The organism is Bacillus sp. KS1 (assembly GCF_020075515.1).
Lineage (GTDB): Bacteria > Bacillota > Bacilli > Bacillales > Bacillaceae > Bacillus > Bacillus velezensis.
In genome coordinates, this window is sequence record NZ_JACAWW010000015.1 from 40,201 (window position 1) to 57,952 (window position 17,752).

General features: G+C 47.2%; 17 protein-coding genes and 1 riboswitch. Of the genes, 9 read left to right on the forward strand and 8 right to left on the reverse strand.

Annotation, left to right across the window (positions count from 1 at the left end; all coding sequences use genetic code 11):
- The first annotated feature begins 363 nt into the window (after window positions 1-363).
- The 3 genes from proB (at window position 364) to HWY38_RS07705 (ending at window position 3,259) form a co-directional block, all read left to right on the forward strand.
- Window positions 364-1,476 (forward strand): glutamate 5-kinase, encoded by a 1,113-nt coding sequence (proB, locus tag HWY38_RS07695; RefSeq protein ID WP_038457763.1) that lies wholly within the window; start codon window positions 364-366, stop codon window positions 1,474-1,476.
- On the forward strand, window positions 1,473-2,720 hold the full coding sequence (proA, locus tag HWY38_RS07700; protein ID WP_224181597.1) for a glutamate-5-semialdehyde dehydrogenase: 1,248 nt from the start codon (window positions 1,473-1,475) through the stop codon (window positions 2,718-2,720). Before proB ends, proA begins: the two co-directional genes overlap by 4 nt.
- A 113-nt stretch (window positions 2,721-2,833) precedes the next feature.
- Complete coding sequence (locus HWY38_RS07705; protein ID WP_007610880.1) at window positions 2,834-3,259, forward strand: organic hydroperoxide resistance protein; 426 nt, start codon at window positions 2,834-2,836, stop codon at window positions 3,257-3,259.
- A 27-nt stretch (window positions 3,260-3,286) separates the two neighbouring features.
- Here HWY38_RS07705 and HWY38_RS07710 read toward each other — a convergent pair whose 3' ends face one another.
- Window positions 3,287-3,796, reverse strand: a complete 510-nt coding sequence (locus HWY38_RS07710; RefSeq protein WP_015417314.1) for a MarR family winged helix-turn-helix transcriptional regulator — start codon at window positions 3,794-3,796, stop codon at window positions 3,287-3,289.
- Between the two features lie 73 nt (window positions 3,797-3,869).
- On the opposite strand from HWY38_RS07710, the gene HWY38_RS07715 reads away from it, so the two are divergent.
- The 4 genes from HWY38_RS07715 to HWY38_RS07730 all read left to right on the forward strand — a co-directional run bounded on the left by HWY38_RS07715 (window position 3,870) and on the right by HWY38_RS07730 (window position 6,620).
- Window positions 3,870-4,280: an organic hydroperoxide resistance protein gene (locus HWY38_RS07715; RefSeq protein WP_003154758.1), complete on the forward strand. Its 411-nt coding sequence runs from the start codon at window positions 3,870-3,872 to the stop codon at window positions 4,278-4,280.
- Between the two features lie 140 nt (window positions 4,281-4,420).
- Window positions 4,421-5,005, forward strand: a complete 585-nt coding sequence (locus HWY38_RS07720) for a hypothetical protein (protein ID WP_224181598.1) — start codon at window positions 4,421-4,423, stop codon at window positions 5,003-5,005.
- Between the two features lie 21 nt (window positions 5,006-5,026).
- On the forward strand, window positions 5,027-5,488 hold the full coding sequence (locus tag HWY38_RS07725; RefSeq protein WP_032874655.1) for a hypothetical protein: 462 nt from the start codon (window positions 5,027-5,029) through the stop codon (window positions 5,486-5,488).
- A 4-nt stretch (window positions 5,489-5,492) separates the two neighbouring features.
- A complete protein-coding gene (locus HWY38_RS07730) occupies window positions 5,493-6,620 on the forward strand; it encodes a glycosyltransferase (RefSeq protein WP_224181599.1) in 1,128 nt (375 codons plus the stop codon).
- Window positions 6,621-6,640: 20 nt separating this feature from the next.
- Here the strand turns inward: HWY38_RS07730 and HWY38_RS07735 are convergent, their stop codons facing one another.
- On the reverse strand, window positions 6,641-7,714 hold the full coding sequence (locus tag HWY38_RS07735) for a BclA C-terminal domain-containing protein (protein ID WP_224181600.1): 1,074 nt from the start codon (window positions 7,712-7,714) through the stop codon (window positions 6,641-6,643).
- Between the two features lie 240 nt (window positions 7,715-7,954).
- Complete coding sequence (locus HWY38_RS07740; protein ID WP_224181601.1) at window positions 7,955-9,139, reverse strand: MFS transporter; 1,185 nt, start codon at window positions 9,137-9,139, stop codon at window positions 7,955-7,957.
- A gap of 81 nt (window positions 9,140-9,220) precedes the next feature.
- Between HWY38_RS07740 and yeiL the strand changes: the two genes are divergently transcribed.
- The gene (gene yeiL, locus HWY38_RS07745) at window positions 9,221-9,892 is read left to right on the forward strand and encodes a transcriptional regulator YeiL (RefSeq protein WP_224181602.1); all 672 of its coding nucleotides are present in this window, start codon (window positions 9,221-9,223) and stop codon (window positions 9,890-9,892) included.
- A gap of 48 nt (window positions 9,893-9,940) precedes the next feature.
- Here yeiL and metE read toward each other — a convergent pair whose 3' ends face one another.
- Both metE and HWY38_RS07755 read right to left on the reverse strand, forming a co-directional pair.
- Window positions 9,941-12,229 (reverse strand): 5-methyltetrahydropteroyltriglutamate--homocysteine S-methyltransferase, encoded by a 2,289-nt coding sequence (gene metE, locus HWY38_RS07750; RefSeq protein WP_224181603.1) that lies wholly within the window; start codon window positions 12,227-12,229, stop codon window positions 9,941-9,943.
- Between the two features lie 83 nt (window positions 12,230-12,312).
- A riboswitch (SAM riboswitch) is annotated at window positions 12,313-12,467 on the reverse strand.
- Window positions 12,468-12,606: 139 nt separating this feature from the next.
- Window positions 12,607-13,566, reverse strand: coding sequence for a S8 family peptidase (locus tag HWY38_RS07755; protein WP_224181604.1), 960 nt, complete (start codon window positions 13,564-13,566; stop codon window positions 12,607-12,609).
- 219 nt (window positions 13,567-13,785) lie between these two features.
- Here HWY38_RS07755 and HWY38_RS07760 point away from each other — a divergent pair, with 219 nt between their 5' ends.
- The gene (locus tag HWY38_RS07760; RefSeq protein WP_224181605.1) at window positions 13,786-14,619 is read left to right on the forward strand and encodes an STAS domain-containing protein; all 834 of its coding nucleotides are present in this window, start codon (window positions 13,786-13,788) and stop codon (window positions 14,617-14,619) included.
- Window positions 14,620-14,664: 45 nt separating this feature from the next.
- On the opposite strand, the gene HWY38_RS07765 is transcribed toward HWY38_RS07760, so the two are convergent.
- The 3 genes from HWY38_RS07765 to HWY38_RS07775 are packed head-to-tail and all read right to left on the reverse strand — an operon-like array spanning window position 14,665 to window position 17,624.
- Window positions 14,665-15,426 (reverse strand): energy-coupling factor transporter transmembrane component T family protein, encoded by a 762-nt coding sequence (locus HWY38_RS07765; RefSeq protein ID WP_032874670.1) that lies wholly within the window; start codon window positions 15,424-15,426, stop codon window positions 14,665-14,667.
- Window positions 15,401-17,038, reverse strand: coding sequence for an ABC transporter ATP-binding protein (locus HWY38_RS07770; protein ID WP_224181606.1), 1,638 nt, complete (start codon window positions 17,036-17,038; stop codon window positions 15,401-15,403). Before HWY38_RS07770 ends, HWY38_RS07765 begins: the two co-directional genes overlap by 26 nt.
- On the reverse strand, window positions 17,025-17,624 hold the full coding sequence (locus tag HWY38_RS07775; RefSeq protein ID WP_007610905.1) for an ECF transporter S component: 600 nt from the start codon (window positions 17,622-17,624) through the stop codon (window positions 17,025-17,027). The genes HWY38_RS07770 and HWY38_RS07775 overlap by 14 nt, the downstream gene beginning before the upstream one ends.
- Window positions 17,625-17,752 lie beyond the last annotated feature (128 nt).

Below are 17,752 nucleotides of genomic sequence, written 5' to 3' on the forward strand. Positions count from 1 at the left end.
TCCGCCGGGGAGGCGGACTGTTTTTTATGGATGAAAATGTCTTGACAAGAACCTGTTTTCTTTGCATAATAAAAAAAAATCATTGAGCGTTGAAGAGGATCAGTACGCAGAACTTTCTGTGACAGAGAGCAAAATGGCCCGCTGAAACATTTTGCCGCATGAAACCTGCCGAACCTGCCTTGGAGTCCTGAGGGGAAAACTCAGGCGCGATAACCTGGCGTTACAGGAAAGCGGGACGCGTGAAAAACGCGTTCAAACAAGGTGGTACCACGGAAAGCCCATTTCGTCCTTATTTTTCAGGACGGAATGGGCTTTTTTTATTGACGAGAGCCGGTTTGGATTGATTGCCACGGAGGAGAAACGATGAAAAAACAAAGAATTGTTGTGAAAATCGGGAGCAGCTCGCTCACCAACAGTAACGGAAGTATTGATGAAGCAAAAATCAAGGAACATACGGAAGCCATTTCTTTATTAAAAGAAAACGGGCATGAAGTGATCCTCATTACCTCAGGCGCGGTGGCAGCGGGTTTTTCCGCTCTCGGCTATCCGTCGCGACCCGTTACGATAAAAGGAAAGCAGGCAGCTGCCGCAGTCGGCCAGACGCTTTTAATGCAGCAATATATGGACCATTTAAAAAGATACGGTCTGACGCCGGCACAAATTTTATTAACAAGAAATGATTTCTCAAAAAGAGAGCGGTACAGAAATGCCTATGCTACTGTAATGGAACTGTTGGAGCGCGGCGTCGTGCCGATTATTAATGAGAATGATTCCACATCAGTTGAAGAGCTGACGTTCGGTGATAACGACATGCTGTCGGCGCTTGTAAGCGGTTTGATTCATGCAGACCAATTAATGATTCTCACAGACATTAACGGGCTGTACGATGCCAATCCGAATGAAAACCCGGACGCAAAGCGGTTCGACTATCTGAATGACATCACACCAGAATTGCTCGGGTATGCCGGATCAACAGGCTCAAAGGTCGGCACCGGAGGCATGAAGTCAAAACTTCTCGCCGCCCAGACCGCATTGTCGCTCGGGGTGAAGGTGTTTATCGGAACCGGCTCCGGACGGGAAAAACTGATGGGAATTTTAGACGGAAAAGGCGATGGCACATATATCGGCGATAAAGACCTGTCCTCAGTGAATAATACACGGCAATGGATCATGTTTCATTCTCCGATATCAGGGGAAATCATCATTGATGGGGGAGCGGAGCAGGCGATGATCCATAACGGGTCAAGTCTCCTCCCGGCCGGCGTCGCCGATGTCTGCGGCAGTTTTCCGAAAGGGGCCGTAGTGGAAGTCAGAGGACCCGGGGGCATTATCGGCAAAGGGCAGACGCAGTACTCATCCGATGAAATTTTAGAAGCCAAAGGGAAGCGGAGCGACCAGCTTTCAGGAACGAAGCAGGTGGAAGTGATTCACAGAGATGATTGGGTGAATTTATTTGACGAGGGGGAACACAAATGAGTGAAGTATTGCAAAAGGCGGCTTTGGCAAAAGAAGCGGCTGCCGAAATGGTCATGAAAACGACGGCTGAAAAAAACGAAGCGCTCCAATGTATTGCAGACGGACTCAGAAATGAACGCCGGCTGATTTTAACAGCGAATCAGAAAGATATTGAAGCGGGACGGAACAGAGGACTGACACCTGACATTATTGACAGGCTGACTCTTGATGAAAAACGCCTGCTCGATATCGCGGACGCCGTGGAACTGTTAATCGGTCTTGAAGATCCCGTCGGTGAGTCGCTGGAGACCATTCAAAAAGAGAATGGATTATCCATTGAAAAAATCCGCGTGCCCCTCGGAGTAGTGGGCATGATCTATGAGGCCAGACCGAACGTTACCGTAGACGCGGCCACACTCTGCCTGAAAACCGGAAACGCGGTTGTGCTCAGAGGAAGTTCTTCCGCCATCCACAGCAACATAGCGCTTGTCAGTGTGATGAAACGCGCACTGGGGCTGTCAAAGCTTCCGATTGATGCCGTTCAGCTCATAGAAGATACAAGCAAAGAAACCGCCAAACAGCTCTTTACATTAAATGACGGGCTGGATGTATTGATCCCGCGCGGCGGTAAAAATTTAATTGATCTTGTGGTCAGGGAATCAACCGTACCCGTGTTGGAAACCGGAGCGGGCAATTGCCACGTGTACATAGATGAGTCAGCAGATCCTCAAATGGCAAGCGAGGTCGTCATCAATGCCAAAACACAGCGTCCTTCGGTCTGCAACGCGATTGAATCTCTTTTGATTCATGAAAAATGGGCCGAAGAACACGGACGAAAGCTGCTGAATCAGCTGACAGAAAAAGGGGTGGAGCTCCGAGGAGACCAGGTGATTTGCAGACTGGAGCCTCAAGCGAAACAAGCAGAAGAAGCCGATTGGGGAGCGGAGTACCTGGCGCCGATTCTCAGTGTGAAAACGGTGCAGGACGTACAGGAGGCGGTCCGCCACATTCAGCAGTACGGCACAAACCATTCAGAAGCTATTCTGACGGAGAACGCCGAGCATGCGGCTTACTTCCAGACCGCCGTTGACGCCGCCGCCGTGTATCATAATGCTTCAACCCGGTTTACGGACGGCTTTGAATTCGGATACGGAGCCGAAATCGGCATCAGCACGCAAAAGCTTCACGCGAGAGGGCCGATGGGACTTCCGGCGTTAACATCTACAAAAATCATCATCAAAGGAAACGGACAAATCCGCGTATAATCTTTTAAGCTTATCCTTCAAAAAGGGTAGGCTTTTTTTATGCGGAAAGATTGACGCCCTCTATTATATTGTGTAATATTAAATTGCACACAATATAATAGAGGTGAATTTACATGACAAAACCATTATTTACTGCAACCGTATCAGCCGCCGGCGGACGTGAAGGGAAAGTCACGTCTTCTGACGGAGTGCTGAATCTTGATGTTGCCATGCCGGGAACGCCAAGAGCAAAAAAGCTCGAGCATGCTACAAACCCTGAACAGCTATTTGCCGCAGGATATTCAGCCTGCTTTGACAGCGCTCTTCAGCTCGTAGCAAGAAAAGAGCGTCTGAGTATTGAAACAGAGGTCACTGCGCATGTTAGTCTGCTGAAAGATGAAGCAGACCAAGGATATAAACTAGGCGTTACGCTTGAGGTCAAAGCATCCGGCATTGATAAACAGGAGCTTGAAGCCCTTATCCAAAAAGCGCACGGTGTCTGTCCGTATTCAAAAGCGACAGCGGGAAATATTGAAGTGAAGCTTCTGGCAGCAGAATAAAAATAAGGATGCCCATTCGGGGCATCCTTATTTTTTGCCGTGCAGCGTATTCAAAACCTCATAAAGCGACTGCTTTAACTGCTTTAATTCCTCTTTTGACCGTCCCGTCTGTTCCAGCATGGCAATGGGAATATCCGCCGCTGTTTTCTGCAAGGCCCGTCCTTCATCTGTGAGCCTGATCGTCACGGATCGCTCGTCTTCAGCCGATCGCTTTCTCATGATGATTCCGTGCTGCTCCATCCGTTTCAGCATCGGTGTCAGCGTTCCGGAATCCAGGTACAAAAGCTCACCCATCCGTTTCACATTCAGTTCCTCGTGCTCCCATAATAAAAGCAGCGCCAAATACTGGGGATAAGTTACGTTGAGCTTATCAAGCAGCGGTTTGTACCGTTTCGTCATTTCCCTTGAGCTTGCGTACAGCAAAAAACAAAGCTGATTCTCCAGTTTCATATGTTCAAAATCTTTTTCTGCCATTACTTCTTTCACCAACTCTTTGTTTGTTAACGTTACCCCTATTGTAGCTGAAAACCGGCCCATTTCCTATTCCTCATGTTTAAAAATATGAGCAGGGGCAATATATACAGTAAGTACAATGAGGAGGCTGATAATAATGGCATTATTTACTTCAAAAGCGACCGCAGTCGGCGGACGGGCAGGACATATTAAATCCGAAGACGGGGTGCTGGATTTTGACATCATCATGCCGAATGCAAAAAAAGACGGAGAAACCGGCACAAACCCTGAACAGCTCTTTGCGGCAGGATATGCTGCCTGCTTCGGGGGAGCGCTTGAGCTCGCCGCCCAAAAACAAAAAATCGACATGACCTCTGAAATTGAAGGACAGGTCAGCCTTTTAAAAGATGAGAGTGACGGAGGTTACAAAATCGGCGTAACGCTCGTCATTGATACAAAAGATCTTGACAAAGAAACGGCGGAGAAGCTTGTGCACGCCGCTCACGAGTTCTGTCCGTATTCAAAAGCAACAAGAGGAAATGTAGACGTCAAACTTGAATTAAAATAAATCAATGAACGAATATCCCGGATTTTATATCCGGGATATTTTATTAACGAAAACATCAGTAATGATCTCTTCTCTCCCGGAATAAGAATACGATATAACACTTTTGCATAACGACACCAAGAGAAAAGAGGGAGAAATCGATGTCTCTTCCAAACATACCGAACATCACCCCCGACATTACACTCTCCAGATGTGAGACCCTGAACCTCCTTCTTTCATCCGTGGCTATGGAAGAAATCGGACTATCCCATATTCTGCAGGCGGAAGCGGAAAGGATTCAAATGTTTCTCGGCGCTTCCGGCGATCCCTCCTTGGAGGAATTGTCATCAATCAATAGAAGCACTGAACGGCTCCTGCGCACCGTCATGAAATCACAACTCCTTTTGCAGACGAAGCTTGAGGACATTATCTTCTTACAGGATTCTGAAGCCTGTATGGACCGGGACGACCCAAGTAATCCGAGTATTCCGGGCGATCCTGATGACCCGTGGAATCCGGACGACCCAAGTAATCCGAGTGATCCGGGCGATCCCGATGACCCGTGGAATCCGGACGACCCAAGTAATCCGAGTGATCCGGGCGATCCTGATGACCCGTGGAATCCAGACGATCCCAGTGATCCGGAAGATCCGTGTGACGGCCTGTTTTACGGCCGCATTGGCTGCTGTGAGTGCGGGGATTGTGAGGACTGCGGTTGGAAGAAAAAAGGCGGGGAGCGTTCATAAAAAAAGAGACGGGTGAAGCATATGCCGTATCCAAGCATTTCAAAAGCGAAACAGGCATCTTTTGAAGCCATGCATTGTCTCACGATTGCGCTGTTACATATATTATCTGTGACCGTGGATAAAAGAAGGGGTTCAAATTACAAAGAAGAAATCAGGCTGTTCTCCGCATTGTGCCGCTGGCAGATGGAAACAGGCGGCCGTCTGTTTTTAATGATCAGCTTGGAAGAAGAGCAGAAGCAGATGTATGAGCGGCACTTTCTTGAAATGAAGACAGTGACGGAACGAACGAAAAAATTCATTTTTGAAAGCCCACGCGAATTCCGGGCGCATCCCATTACGAAGCGGGCTGTCAGGCAGCTTCAGGAATGGGATGCGGAAACTGCCGAACCTGCCGTCAGATGGGTGCGGCCTGTCATCATAACGATGAACGGCACTCCTGAACGGCCTTGGTTCAATCAACAACTCCAAAATCGGGAAAGGTGAGAAAATGAGCGGAAATGCTGAATGTAAACTGACTCTTTGCATGATTGTGAAAAACGAGGAGAGATACATCTCCCGTTGTTTATCAAGTGTACAAGATATCGTTGATGAGATCGTCATCGCAGACACCGGATCACAAGATAATACAAAAGATATATGCAAAAGCTTTCAGGCAAGAGTATTTGAATTCAAATGGGAGAATGATTTCGCAAAGGCCAGAAATTACGCCCTGCAGCATGCCGAAGGAGATTGGATTTTAGTGCTTGACGCGGATGAAGAGCTCGATCAGGAGACGGGCCGCTTTTTAACTTCGCTGCTTCATGACGGATTACCGAGCCGGGGGCTTTTGAAAATCATCAATTATACGGGGAAGCAGCTCGATGAAAACGAAGCGTTTGAAAGCATGCAGCCGAGACTGTTCCGCAATCATAAAGGCCTTCTGTATCAAGGCAGAATTCACGAGAATATCTCGGCTCCCAATGAGGAAGAAAACAATGCTTTTTTCACGCTCCCATGTGTGATTCATCACTACGGCTACTTGGAGCAGGAAGAAAAGATCAAGCAAAAACATAAACGGAATATCAGCATTTTAAATGAAGAGCTTTCAGAGGAAAATCCTGATCCGTGGCTTGTCTATCATTTGGCAAGTGAATGCTACAGAATAAAAGACTATGAAAAATCATTACATCTTGTCAACGGCTCAATTTTTCAATTTTTAAGCGAAAAACGAATGCCTCCGTCTCTCCTGTATTATTTGAAATATACAATATTGCTTGAGCTCAAACGGTATGAAGAAGCCGAACAAGGGATTGAAAAAGTGCTCAAGCTATATCCTGATTACAGCAATCTTCATTATTATAAAGGCCTTGTATTATATCATTTGGAAAAGTACAGAGCGGCAATCAAAGCATTTGAAAACGGAACGCAGGTTGAAGGAGAAAACGCTGATCACTTCATTTTAAAAGGTGCCGCCGATTTCAGAGCTTTTTATTATATGGCGAAATGCCATGCTGCATTAAACCATGATATGACGGCCATCGCCTACGCCAAAAAATCGGTGAAGTTCAATCCTCAATACAAACCCGCACAAGAGCTTCTGTCTCAATTAAAAAAGGATCAGCGGACAAACGCCTGATCCTTTTTTTGCATGTTCCATTAAGATAATCGAATAATGTTTAAAGCTGCACCGGCGCTTCCTCCGAGCAATGTGACCGCACCCAATAATCCGAACAGCTGAAGCTGGATGGTGCTGCCTGCTGGCAAAGTCACAATAAAGGAGTTATTAAAGTTTGCCAAAGACGCGACCGGGGCGATAATCGAACTTGCAGGAGGAGTGCCGTTGATTAAAATACGCGAACTTACAAGCAGGCCGGCCGTTAAATTAATATGGTAGGAAATATAGTACCGTCCTGCCGGAGCAACGGTAAATATGGTATTTGCGGCATTAGCCGTAATATCTGCCGAAAGGTTTTGTTCATTCGGTAAGGAAATGGTCGTGCCGCCGGCAATAACTGCGACAACACCGCCGCCCGTATTGCTCGCATAGCCGGAAGTTGCTGTCAGACTTGTTCCGGTGATCCCGGTCGGTCCGATGCCGCCAGTAGCGCCGGTGATTCCGGTTGGTCCGGTGCCGCCAGTAGCGCCGGTGCTTCCCGCCGCAGCTAAAAGTGTATAGTCAGCTGAGGCTCCAGGGGTTCCCGCCGGGCTGTTTACGTTTGCGACGTAAGAGCTGCCGTTATACAAGACAACCTGTCCGGTTGTGTAAGTGGGGGCGATCAGCGGATTAAAAGCAACAATCCCTTGAAGACCCGCACCGGTGACCCCCGTCGGTCCGGTTGGCCCTGTCGCTCCGGCCGGTCCGATTGCTCCCGTAGGTCCTGCGGGCCCGCCGGCTGGTCCTGTCGGCCCCGTAGCACCAGTCGGTCCCGCCAGTGTAGGGATATTTGAGATACTGTCCAATTTTGAACCGAGAAGAAGCTCCTGTTTCATTAAGCTGTCAAGCGTATCACGGACGCTCTCATTCAGGTTCAGAATATCCGTGAGACTTGCCGGGGGCCCTGTTAATCCGGGAATCGTTCCGAGCGCGTATTGGATTTTTTCCCCTTCCGCATTCAGAATATGTGCCATTCCCAGCTCTTCCATTGCAATTGACGAAAGAAGAAGGTTAATGGTATCGTCTCTGGAAAGTGTAACGACAGGGGTGATATTAGGCAAATTAGGCTGTGACACAATGTCCCTCCTTATGAGTTGGCTGAAAATCATTTTATTACGAACAAAGTTCCCCGAAATAAGCGTAAGCAGTACTGTATCAGTATATTCACTGACTCTGTCCAAGTTTCTGAACGAATTCCCTTCATTAAATTCATCATATATGAAGGAAATACTTTAAATATAGAGAAAATACATCGCACAGCATTCGCAAATCGGTCAAAATGACAGCGGGACATGTGATCGTCTATAAAGCGATGGCTATATATCTTGTGCGTTTCCTGCAAAAACTCTCTTTTTCATTTCAAGTTTTCTGTATACAAGGGCGAGTAGCATGGATGGGATCGTACAAACAATCATTCCGATAAAGGCATACCGGGGTTCAATTTCATATAAAAAACCTCCGAAAATAGTAAATACCGCAGTGCTCCAGCTGAGAGCAAGCGCTGAATATATGCCTTGGGCTTTCGGGATTTGCGCGGGTGAAATATTTTTAATTAAGTATTTCATAAATGCATAGTGTCCCATCGCGAATGAACAGGCATGCAGCGTCTGCGCAATACAGAAAATGATGACATGCGGAAAGGCAAATACGAGTATCCAGCGTACGGTAGCACCAAGCGCCGCCAGGGCGAGCAAAGAGCCTGCCGTAAATTGATGAAAGTATCGGTCAGCGATTGCAAAGAAGATAATCTCCGCGATAACGGCGATGTTGATGATGATTCCGATGGCATATGCGGGCGTATCGATTTCCTTCAAAAAGAGATAACCGTAATTGTAGTAAGATGCATGTGCCGCCTGCAGTAAGATAACGATTGCAAGCACCAGACCGAAATATTTGATGCGGAATAAGGCAAACATGCCCTCTTTTCTTGCGCGGTCTGTTTCCGGCCGTTTTGAAAGAACAGCTGGCGCATGCATAAAGCTGAGGCATGCGAATATCAGGGTGCCCAAAAGCAGTGCCCATAAAATCGCTTGATCTCCGAATATACCTGTAAAGACGGACAGGATGACGCCGGCTGAAACAAAACCCGCGGACCCCCACTGGCGGCTTGTCCCATAAGCCTTTAATTCGTTATGCTGTACAAGGACGCCGCAAGCGCTGTCTAAAGCAGGCATTAAAGCAGGGTAAAACACATGCAGCACTAATGTGACAAGAAGCAGGCTTTGAAAAGAATCAGCGGGAATATAACATAAAAGTGCGAGAAGCGTCCCGATTCTGGCGCCGTTTAATAAGGCTTTGCTGCTGAATTTTCCTGATAAATAAGGGAAGAAAAATAATGTGGAAATCCCTCTTGCCGCCAAGCCCAGGCTCATAATGAAACTGGCTTCGGATACGGAAACCCCTTTTATATGCACCATCCATCCCGTCCAATAGGGCAGAAAAACACCCCATGTCATAAAAAAACTAAAAAAATGCAGACTCATCCAGCGATATGCTTTCATTCCCGTTCCTCCTTTAATTGGCATGTTATCATGTAAGGACATAAAGACAATATGAGATATCTCATATTTTTGGGGTGGACGATGGAAATTTATAAAGGCGAGAAAAAGAGACATCAGTTAGAAAAACACTCAATCGCGCATTTATTCTCTTTCCCCGCTGAAGAGTTTATGGAAGTGCGCGAATATGAGCGGGACGAATGGATTATTCAAGAGGGCAGGAGGCCTGACTTCCTGTTTTACGTGATTGAAGGAAAAGCGAAAATATATGTAACCCATCAAAACGGGAAAGTTTCTTTAATTAATTTTATCAACAAAAATGATTACATCGGAGAGATGGAACTATTACATGAAGTGTATTACACAAAAGGAATTCAAGCCTCAGCGAAGACTGTTTGTTTTGCTCTGCCTATTTACCGCTGCCGCGCGCAATTGCTGCAGGATGCGAAATTCCTGCGTGAGTTGGCTAAGTTTTTAAGTGCTAAGGCAACGCTTATGGCTTCGAAATATTCACAAAGTCTGGCGTTCCCGCTTGAAAACCGGCTGGCTGATTTTATTTTGCAGACGGCTTATGAAGGGGTTTATAAAGAGAAGCACGTAACGGTCTGTGATTATTTGGGTGTATCTTACCGTCATCTCTTGCATGTGCTGACGCAATTCTGCCAAAAAGGGCATTTGCAAAAAGAAGGGCGGGGCTATCAAATTAAGCAGTATGATTCATTATATGAACTTGCAGAAGCGCTGAAGAATAAGTAGCACGCCCAGAAAAAACAGCCACCCGCGATTTGCGGATGGCTGTTTTTTTTATACAAGCTGAGCTTGTTTTTTTCGTGCCTGTTTCGCGGCGTCGACCATATTTTTTAATGCCGCAACGGTTTCTTCCTGCTGTCTTGTTTTCAGTCCGCAGTCCGGGTTTACCCAGAAGCGGTCAGTCGGACACACTTCAAGCGCGTCATCAATAATTTGATAGATTTCTTCAGTTGCCGGCACACGCGGGCTGTGAATGTCGTATACACCGAGTCCGAGGCCTTTCACGTAAGGATGTTCTTTCAAGTATTCTAAAAATCCTCCGTGGCTTCGGCTGTGTTCGATTGTAATGACATCCGCGTCAAGATCATTGATCGTATCTACGATATCTTCAAAGTTGCTGTAACACATATGCGTATGAATCTGCGTCTCATTTTGCACAGAAGACGTCGTTAACCGGAATGCTTCTGCGGCCCAAGTTAAATATTCATCCCAATCCTGCGTTTTTAACGGCAGTCCTTCGCGGAGCGCGGGTTCATCCACTTGGATAATCTGAATACCGGCATCTTCAAGCGCTTTTACTTCTTTTCTGAGGGCAAGCCCGATCTGGAAGGCGATTTCTTTTCTTGAAATATCCACACGCGGGAATGACCAGTTTAAGATGGTGACAGGTCCCGTCAGCATGCCTTTCATGTGTTTTTCCGTCAGCGATTGGGCGTAGACCGTATCTTTTACCGTCATCGGTTCGATAAATTCGACATCTCCGAAAATGACAGGCGGACGTACGCAGCGTGAACCGTAAGACTGCACCCATGCATATTTCGTAAAGGCGAATCCGGCCAGTTTTTCACCGAAGTATTCGACCATGTCCGTACGCTCAAATTCTCCGTGAACGAGCACGTCTAAGCCGATTTCTTCCTGAATGTCAACCCAGCGCTTCGTTTCCGCATTAATAAAGGCTTGGTACTGTTCATCAGTCCAATCTTTTTTGCGCCATTTTTGCCGTGCGCTCCGCACCTCTGCAGATTGAGGGAAACTTCCGATTGTCGTCGTCGGCAGAAGGGGGAGACCGAGTGATTCATTCTGCAGCGCCAATCGTTCTTCAAAGCTTGCCGGACGGGAGAAATCTTTTTCCGTCAGCTGATTCAGCTCTTCTTTTTGAGCTGAGTTCGCTCCTGTTGCGAATGCTTTTAAAGCCTTAAGTGCCGCTTTTGATTCTTCGATCTGCTCACCGACGGCCGCTTTTCCGGACAGAAGCCCTTCTTTTAAGACGCCGAGTTCCGCCAGTTTTTCTTTAGCGTATGACAGGCCGTTCAGCAAATCCTTTTCAAGATGCTCGTCAGGGTGTTTCGCCACCGGCACGTGCAGAAGGCTGCTTGAAGGCTGAATCCATAACTCCTCAACATCAGCGTGGCTGAGGATATCCAAAGCCGCGTCAAGGCGTTCTTCAACATCGATTTTCCAAATGTTCCGGCCGTCGACCACACCGGCTGCCAGTACTTTATCTTTCGGGAAGCCGTGCTTTTTCAGCTGCTCAAGGTTTCTGCCTTTATCATGTACGAAGTCAAGCCCGATTCCCTGTACAGGATAAGAAACGAGTTCTTCATATGCATCAACCGAATCGAAGTATGTCTGCAGGAGGACATTCAGTCCTGAAAGCTCTTTTGTGATCGCCTCATAGAGGTCTTTGGCGGCGCGGACATCTTCAGAAGAAGCTGTCACAAGGGCAGGCTCATCAATCTGAACCCATTTGACGCCTTCTGCTTCAAGCTCTTTCAGCAGCTGCACATAAAGAGGAACAAGGCGCTTTTGAATCGCTTTCGCTTCTGATTCTTCGTATCCTTTCGCAAGTGTGACGAATGTGTACGGACCGACGATGACAGGTTTTGTTTCCGCTCCGAATTCTTCTTTGATCCGGCGGTAGTCGTCAAGCTGTTTGTTTCTCGTCAGACGGAATTCAATGCTTTCGTCATATTCAGGAACGATGTAATGGTAGTTGGTATTGAACCATTTCGTCATTTCACTGGAAACGGCGTCTTTTACACCGCGGGCAATCGCAAAGTATGTATCAACGGGATCCGTGATGCTGCGGAATCTTTCCGGAATCCAGTTAAAGCTGACGGCTGTATCAAGCACATGGTCATAATGGGTGAAATCAGAGACCGGCACGATATCGATATGTTGGTCAAGCTGTGTTTTGACAGCTGATAAGAATAAACCGTCAAGCTCTTTAAGAAACGTTTCTTTATCAGTGTTACCTTTCCAATAAGCCTCAAGCGCTTTTTTCCATTCTCTGTTCAAGCCGATTCTCGGAAAACCGAGGTTCGAAGTTTTGATTGTTGTCATTAAGTTTCCTCCTTTAAGTGAGATGTAACAAAAAAGCCTCTTTCTCAAGAGAGAAAGAGGCTTTAACTTCAAAATGCAAGCCTCTCTTATCTCTCAGATCACGTCTGATGGAATTAGCACCGTGCCTTATGAGACAATCGTCTCGGCGCAAAAATCACGCGCCCCATTTCACAATGGAATTACGGTCGGTTGCTGTTGGGGTCAAAAGGCCAATCCCTCGCCCAACTCTCGATAAGAGAAAATATTTCAATTTTTTTGAAAAGTTACATCATTTGTTGGTTATCTTATCAGCTTATTCAGATCACTGTCAATAGAAAATCTCACAATTTAAAAATTGGTGATATGACAAGCTGATTAATCATTATACGAGAAAAATATCAGAAAGACAGCAGCTGGGCCTGTTCGGCTCTTTCCATCAGCACTTCAGGCGCGTCTAAATACAGAAATCCGTTCCCGGCCAATGTTTTGGAGATGTCCAAAGGAAGGGTCCGCCGCACGAGCTGGGCGTAGACTTCAGCCTCAGAAAGCGTCCGCTGAAACGCGTCCTGTTCAAGCCCTTTTATTAAGGCAAGCGCTCCGCTCACATGCGGGGCGGCCATTGAAGTGCCCGTCAGCTTCCCGTATTTATGGTTGGGAAGGGTGGAGAGAATATTTTCTCCCGGAGCCACCAGGTCAATCTCTTTATTTGCGTTTGAAAATTCAGACGATTTACGGGCGATTGAGACTGATCCGACTGCGATCACTTCGTTGTAAGCGGCCGGATACGACAATTCCTCTGTACGCTCGTCTCCGTCGCCTTCGTTTCCTGCTGCGCAAACGACCAGAACACCGCTTTTTACCGCATTTGTGACGGCTTCTTTCAATTCAGGCACATCGCTTGGCCCGCCGAGTGACATGGAAATGATATCGGCCTTTTGTTCAACGGCGTAGTTGATGCCGTTAATGATCCATTCGTATTTGCCGCTGCCGTTTTGACCGCCGAGAACTTTAACGATTAAAAGGCTTGCTTCCGGCGCGACACCCGAAATTCCGCCGTTTGAATCATTGGCGGCAATCGTTCCGGAAACGTGTGTCCCGTGTCCGTTATAATCGGAAACCGCGTCTTCTTTGCCTCCGTCATCATCGGTGAAGTTTTTCCCGCCGACAATCCGGTCTTTCAAATCAGGATGATTGATGTCGCAGCCTGTGTCAAGCACCGCGATTTTAATATCCTTGCCTTTAAACCCTTTTGCCCACAACTCTGGCGCCTTAATCACTTTAATCCCCTCAGGAAGCTCGTTCACATCCATGATCTGTTCATCCGTGACATAAGGAATCAAATGCATTTCACCATTCATAAAAAAGCCCTCCTTTTTTATGCTTGCGAGTGGATACAAGGGTGTTGCTACTATTTTATGGCAGAGCATGCCGGCCGGAAAGAGTCATTTGAAGCATTTTCATAAAAAAGGCGTAATCTATCGTACTAAAAAATTTCAAATATATGGATAGTTTGACAGCTTTCATTTTCATTCATGACCCGCTGACGCTATAATTGGAAATGGGAAAGGAGAAGAGATATGAAGATAAGTGAAGCATTATACAACTATTTTTCAGAACAAGTGGATCAAATTGCGAAAGAGTGGATCGAAACGATGGAAGATTCGGATCCGAATTCGATTTATTCTTTGACAAATCCCGTCATCACAGAAGAACTGACGGAGCAGGATAAAGAATTTTACCGGCATATTAATAAAATGTATATTATGCCGCAAAAAGAATTTTTAGAAGAGTTCGAGCGGTGGGTGATTGAGCTCGCGAAAGACCAGAAGCATCTGGATACACCCGTCCAGTATGTGGTCCGTGAATTCATGAGAAACCGGAGACTATACATCAGTTATTATGATGCGTTTGCCGATAAACATGAATCTTCGTTTGCACAGGGAGAAAGGAAGAAATGGGAGAATTTAATTGTACAAGTATTTGATTTTACGATTTACACGTTTGTCGATCATGCCGAGCATAACTCGAAAATGCAGCTGAACGCGCAAAGAGAAATGATTTTGGAGTTAAGCTCGCCGGTTATCACGCTGAGCAAACGGACGGCGCTGCTGCCGCTTGTCGGCGATATTGACACGGAGCGCGCCAAATTCATTCTTGAAAATACGCTGAGCACATGTGCCAAACGGCTGATTGAACATCTGTTTATTGACTTGTCGGGTGTAGTGGTTGTCGATACGATGGTGGCGCATCAGATTTTTAAATTAATTGAGGCGCTGAACCTGATCGGCGTCACGTCCACTTTATCCGGAATCAGGCCGGAAATGGCTCAGACCGCCGTACAGCTCGGCATTAATTTCTCAGATATTACGATCAAGTCCAATCTCGCTCAGGCTCTCAATTATCATCAATAACATACATAACAAAACAGGCTGCCGAATCACTCCGGCGGCCTGTTTTTATATAAACAACAATGAAATGAGCCAGCTTGCGCCGAATAACAGAAGCACGAGCAGGAAAAAGCACCAGTCGGCGCGGCGCACAGTAACAGTTCTGTAAAACGTGCGGTTTCGGCTCCCCGTAAAGCCTTTAGATTCCATCGCGATCGCCGTGCGTTCCGCCTTTCTGATTGCGCCTGCCAATAGCGGAATGGTGAAGCGCCTGACGGCGGAGAGCTTTCCTTTCAGCCCGGAATCAGACGCCGCGCCCCTGATTCTGTGCGCCTGCCGGATGATCAGGATTTCATCTTTCAGAAGAGGGAGAAACCGGAACCCCGCGATAACGCCGTATGCAAGCTTGGGCGGCAGCTTACACTGCTGAATCAGACTGAGCATGAACAGAATCGGATCGGTTGTGAAAAGAAACATCATCGACAAAGCGGAAAAACATAAAATACGAAACGCGATAGAAATCCCGAGCGCCGCGTTATCACTGTTGACGGCAATCGGCCCGAGCTTAAACAGCAGGTTGCTTCCGGTTGTCGGGATGTTTCCGAATACGGCGGCTGTCCATAAAGAACCGAAGGCCAGAATGACAAACGGAATCGTGAACAGCAGCCATTTTTTCAGCGGCACACGCCCCGCCGAGAGGACGCCTCCCGCTATGATGATATAAAACAAAGCAGGGGTGTACGGATTATAAATAAACGACAGCATAATGACGCATAACAATACAGCCGCCGCCTTTATTGACGGGTTAACAGCCTCCAGCCGCAAGTTCATTTCTCCGCCTCCTGTCGTGTTTCATCCATTCATACCGCAGCGGCAAAGCCAAATGCGCCTGCTCGGCGATCCCGGTGTTATCAGAAAACAAAGCGTCGGGAGTTCCCCGGAATACCAGTTTCGTGCCGCAGAGCACAAGGATCGTGTCAGCATAATCTGAGACGAGTTCCATATCGTGTGTCACCATTAAAACAGCCGTTCCTTCCTTTTGAATCTCACGGAGCATTTGCATACACTCCCGCGCCGTTTTGGCATCCTGTCCGAAAGTCGGTTCATCAAGCATCAAAACGTTCACATTGTGCATAAGCATCGTCGCGACGCTGAGCCGGCGTTTTTGTCCTTGGCTTAAAGAAAACGGATGCTGTGAGGCATGGCGTCTCAGGCCGAATCGGGTTAACAGCTGAAGAGCTTTCTCCTGTGCGGCTCTGCTGCTTTCAAAACCGAACATCAGCTCTTGAATGACGGAATCTGTGACAAACTGGTGTTCAGGATTTTGGAAAACATATCCGATCAGCCGCCGCAGCTCTTTTTCAGAATAGGAATCAATCGGTCTGCCGTCTATTTTGATGTCTCCGCCCAGCGGACGGATGAGCTTGGCCGCGGCAGAAAGGAGCGTGGATTTTCCTGTTCCGTTAGGGCCGGCAATCGCGGTGATTGAACCTTTTTTTACGGAAAAGCTCACATCCTGAAAAATGACATCTGCTCCTCTTGAGAATGACAGCTCGTGAACGCTCAGCGCGTCTTCTGCCGAAAGAGCGGCGCGCCGGGATTCGGGCAGAGATGGTACAGGTTCGTGAAACAGCTTTTCTTTACACAATGTAAAAGGAATGCTGACGTGCTCCTGCAATGAGATCACACGCGGAATCGGAATGCCGAGCTGCATCAGCTCTTCAATCTTTGTTTCAAAGATAATGTCCGTTTCTCCGTCCATCACCTTCTGACCCGTTTCGTCAAGGACAATCGTCCTGTCCATCCACGGCGCCCAATGATCAAGCTGATGTTCGATAACGAGAAGGCCGAAGCCTTTTTTTGCTTGAAGATCTTTGATCAGACGCACTAATTCACGTGCGGAATATGGATCAAGCTGTGCCGTCGGTTCGTCCAAAATAATGAGTTCCGGTTCCATCGCAATGATACAGGCAAGCGCCACTTTTTGTTTTGAACCGCCTGACAGCGAAGCGATCGTTCGCGTTTTCAGATGAGTGATCTCTAATTTTTCTAAAACGTCATCGATGATTGCGTCCATATCTTCTTTTGTATATTGCAAATTTTCCAGGCCGAAGGCGATTTCATCTTCAACCGTCAGCATGCAAAACTGCTGGTCCGGATCTTGAAACACGACGCCGATGGATCTGGCGGCGGGTTCTGTCAGATGTGAAAGAGGTGTTCCGTATAAAGAAACGGTTCCCGATTGAACCCCATCGCATGCTTCCGGGTACAGACCGTTTAAACAAAGAGCGAGCGAGCTTTTGCCGCATCCGCTCGGCCCGAGCAATAAAGCCCGCTCTCCTTTGCGGAGCTGAAAGGACACGTTTTGAAGAATCGGCTTTTCATTCTGATCATAAGAAAAGGTAAGACGGCCGGCCGATAGAAGGGGTTCAGATGCCTGCATCTTGGTTCACCTGTTTCTTTTTCTTCTTGAATTGTTTTCCGAGCGCCATGCCGTTCAGCACCCCTGTGTAAGCCAGCGCATCACTGATTGCTTTGCCGAGAAGGCCGGCAAGAAGCGCACCTGAGACCAGACGGATGAGAAGCATGACGGCTAATAAACCCGGATTCAAAACAGAGTATCCCGAGACGAACAAGTCATAAATGAAGCTTGTCACAGAAGACCCCATACCGGATAAAAGAAGCACGGGCAGGGTATAAATGCGCCAGCGTGTCGCAAAAAAGACCGCTTCCGCACCGATTCCCTGTGCGATCCCGATCAGAATCACCATCGGTCCTGACGGATTTCCGAGTAAGCACTCCACAAACGCGGCGATGATTTCAGAAACGAGAGCAGCTCCCGGTTTTTGAATAATGTACGCGGCAATCACCGAGACGATAAACCAGATACCGTAAATCGGTTCGTAGCTCATCCGGCCGAAAAATCCTGCCGCTATATTGCTTGCATGAGTTGATACTAAATAAATGACAGCAAATACAACACTGATGACGGACATGACAACAATTTCTCTCATTTTCCAATTTTTCATTGTGATCTCCTGCTTTCTTATCGGATAGTCGTATGTATGAAAGAGTTGATTTTACAGGCGGTTTATATTCAGTTTCATATTGCTGTGTCCTCCCCCGTTTTTTAATGAAAAATAAAAAACTGCATATC

What these genes read in the sequence shown, in the direction of transcription:
- proB (WP_038457763.1), top strand. Translation starts at nt 364, where the DNA reads ATGAAAAAACAAAGAATTGTTGTGAAAATCGGGAGCAGCTCGCTCACC.
- proA (WP_224181597.1), top strand. Translation starts at nt 1,473, where the DNA reads ATGAGTGAAGTATTGCAAAAGGCGGCTTTGGCAAAAGAAGCGGCTGCC.
- HWY38_RS07705 (WP_007610880.1), top strand. Translation starts at nt 2,834, where the DNA reads ATGACAAAACCATTATTTACTGCAACCGTATCAGCCGCCGGCGGACGT.
- HWY38_RS07710 (WP_015417314.1), bottom strand. Translation starts at nt 3,796, where the DNA reads ATGGGCCGGTTTTCAGCTACAATAGGGGTAACGTTAACAAACAAAGAG.
- HWY38_RS07715 (WP_003154758.1), top strand. Translation starts at nt 3,870, where the DNA reads ATGGCATTATTTACTTCAAAAGCGACCGCAGTCGGCGGACGGGCAGGA.
- HWY38_RS07720 (WP_224181598.1), top strand. Translation starts at nt 4,421, where the DNA reads ATGTCTCTTCCAAACATACCGAACATCACCCCCGACATTACACTCTCC.
- HWY38_RS07725 (WP_032874655.1), top strand. Translation starts at nt 5,027, where the DNA reads ATGCCGTATCCAAGCATTTCAAAAGCGAAACAGGCATCTTTTGAAGCC.
- HWY38_RS07730 (WP_224181599.1), top strand. Translation starts at nt 5,493, where the DNA reads ATGAGCGGAAATGCTGAATGTAAACTGACTCTTTGCATGATTGTGAAA.
- HWY38_RS07740 (WP_224181601.1), bottom strand. Translation starts at nt 9,139, where the DNA reads ATGAAAGCATATCGCTGGATGAGTCTGCATTTTTTTAGTTTTTTTATG.
- yeiL (WP_224181602.1), top strand. Translation starts at nt 9,221, where the DNA reads ATGGAAATTTATAAAGGCGAGAAAAAGAGACATCAGTTAGAAAAACAC.
- metE (WP_224181603.1), bottom strand. Translation starts at nt 12,229, where the DNA reads ATGACAACAATCAAAACTTCGAACCTCGGTTTTCCGAGAATCGGCTTG.
- HWY38_RS07755 (WP_224181604.1), bottom strand. Translation starts at nt 13,566, where the DNA reads ATGAATGGTGAAATGCATTTGATTCCTTATGTCACGGATGAACAGATC.
- HWY38_RS07760 (WP_224181605.1), top strand. Translation starts at nt 13,786, where the DNA reads ATGAAGATAAGTGAAGCATTATACAACTATTTTTCAGAACAAGTGGAT.
- HWY38_RS07765 (WP_032874670.1), bottom strand. Translation starts at nt 15,426, where the DNA reads ATGAACTTGCGGCTGGAGGCTGTTAACCCGTCAATAAAGGCGGCGGCT.
- HWY38_RS07770 (WP_224181606.1), bottom strand. Translation starts at nt 17,038, where the DNA reads ATGCAGGCATCTGAACCCCTTCTATCGGCCGGCCGTCTTACCTTTTCT.
- HWY38_RS07775 (WP_007610905.1), bottom strand. Translation starts at nt 17,624, where the DNA reads ATGAAAAATTGGAAAATGAGAGAAATTGTTGTCATGTCCGTCATCAGT.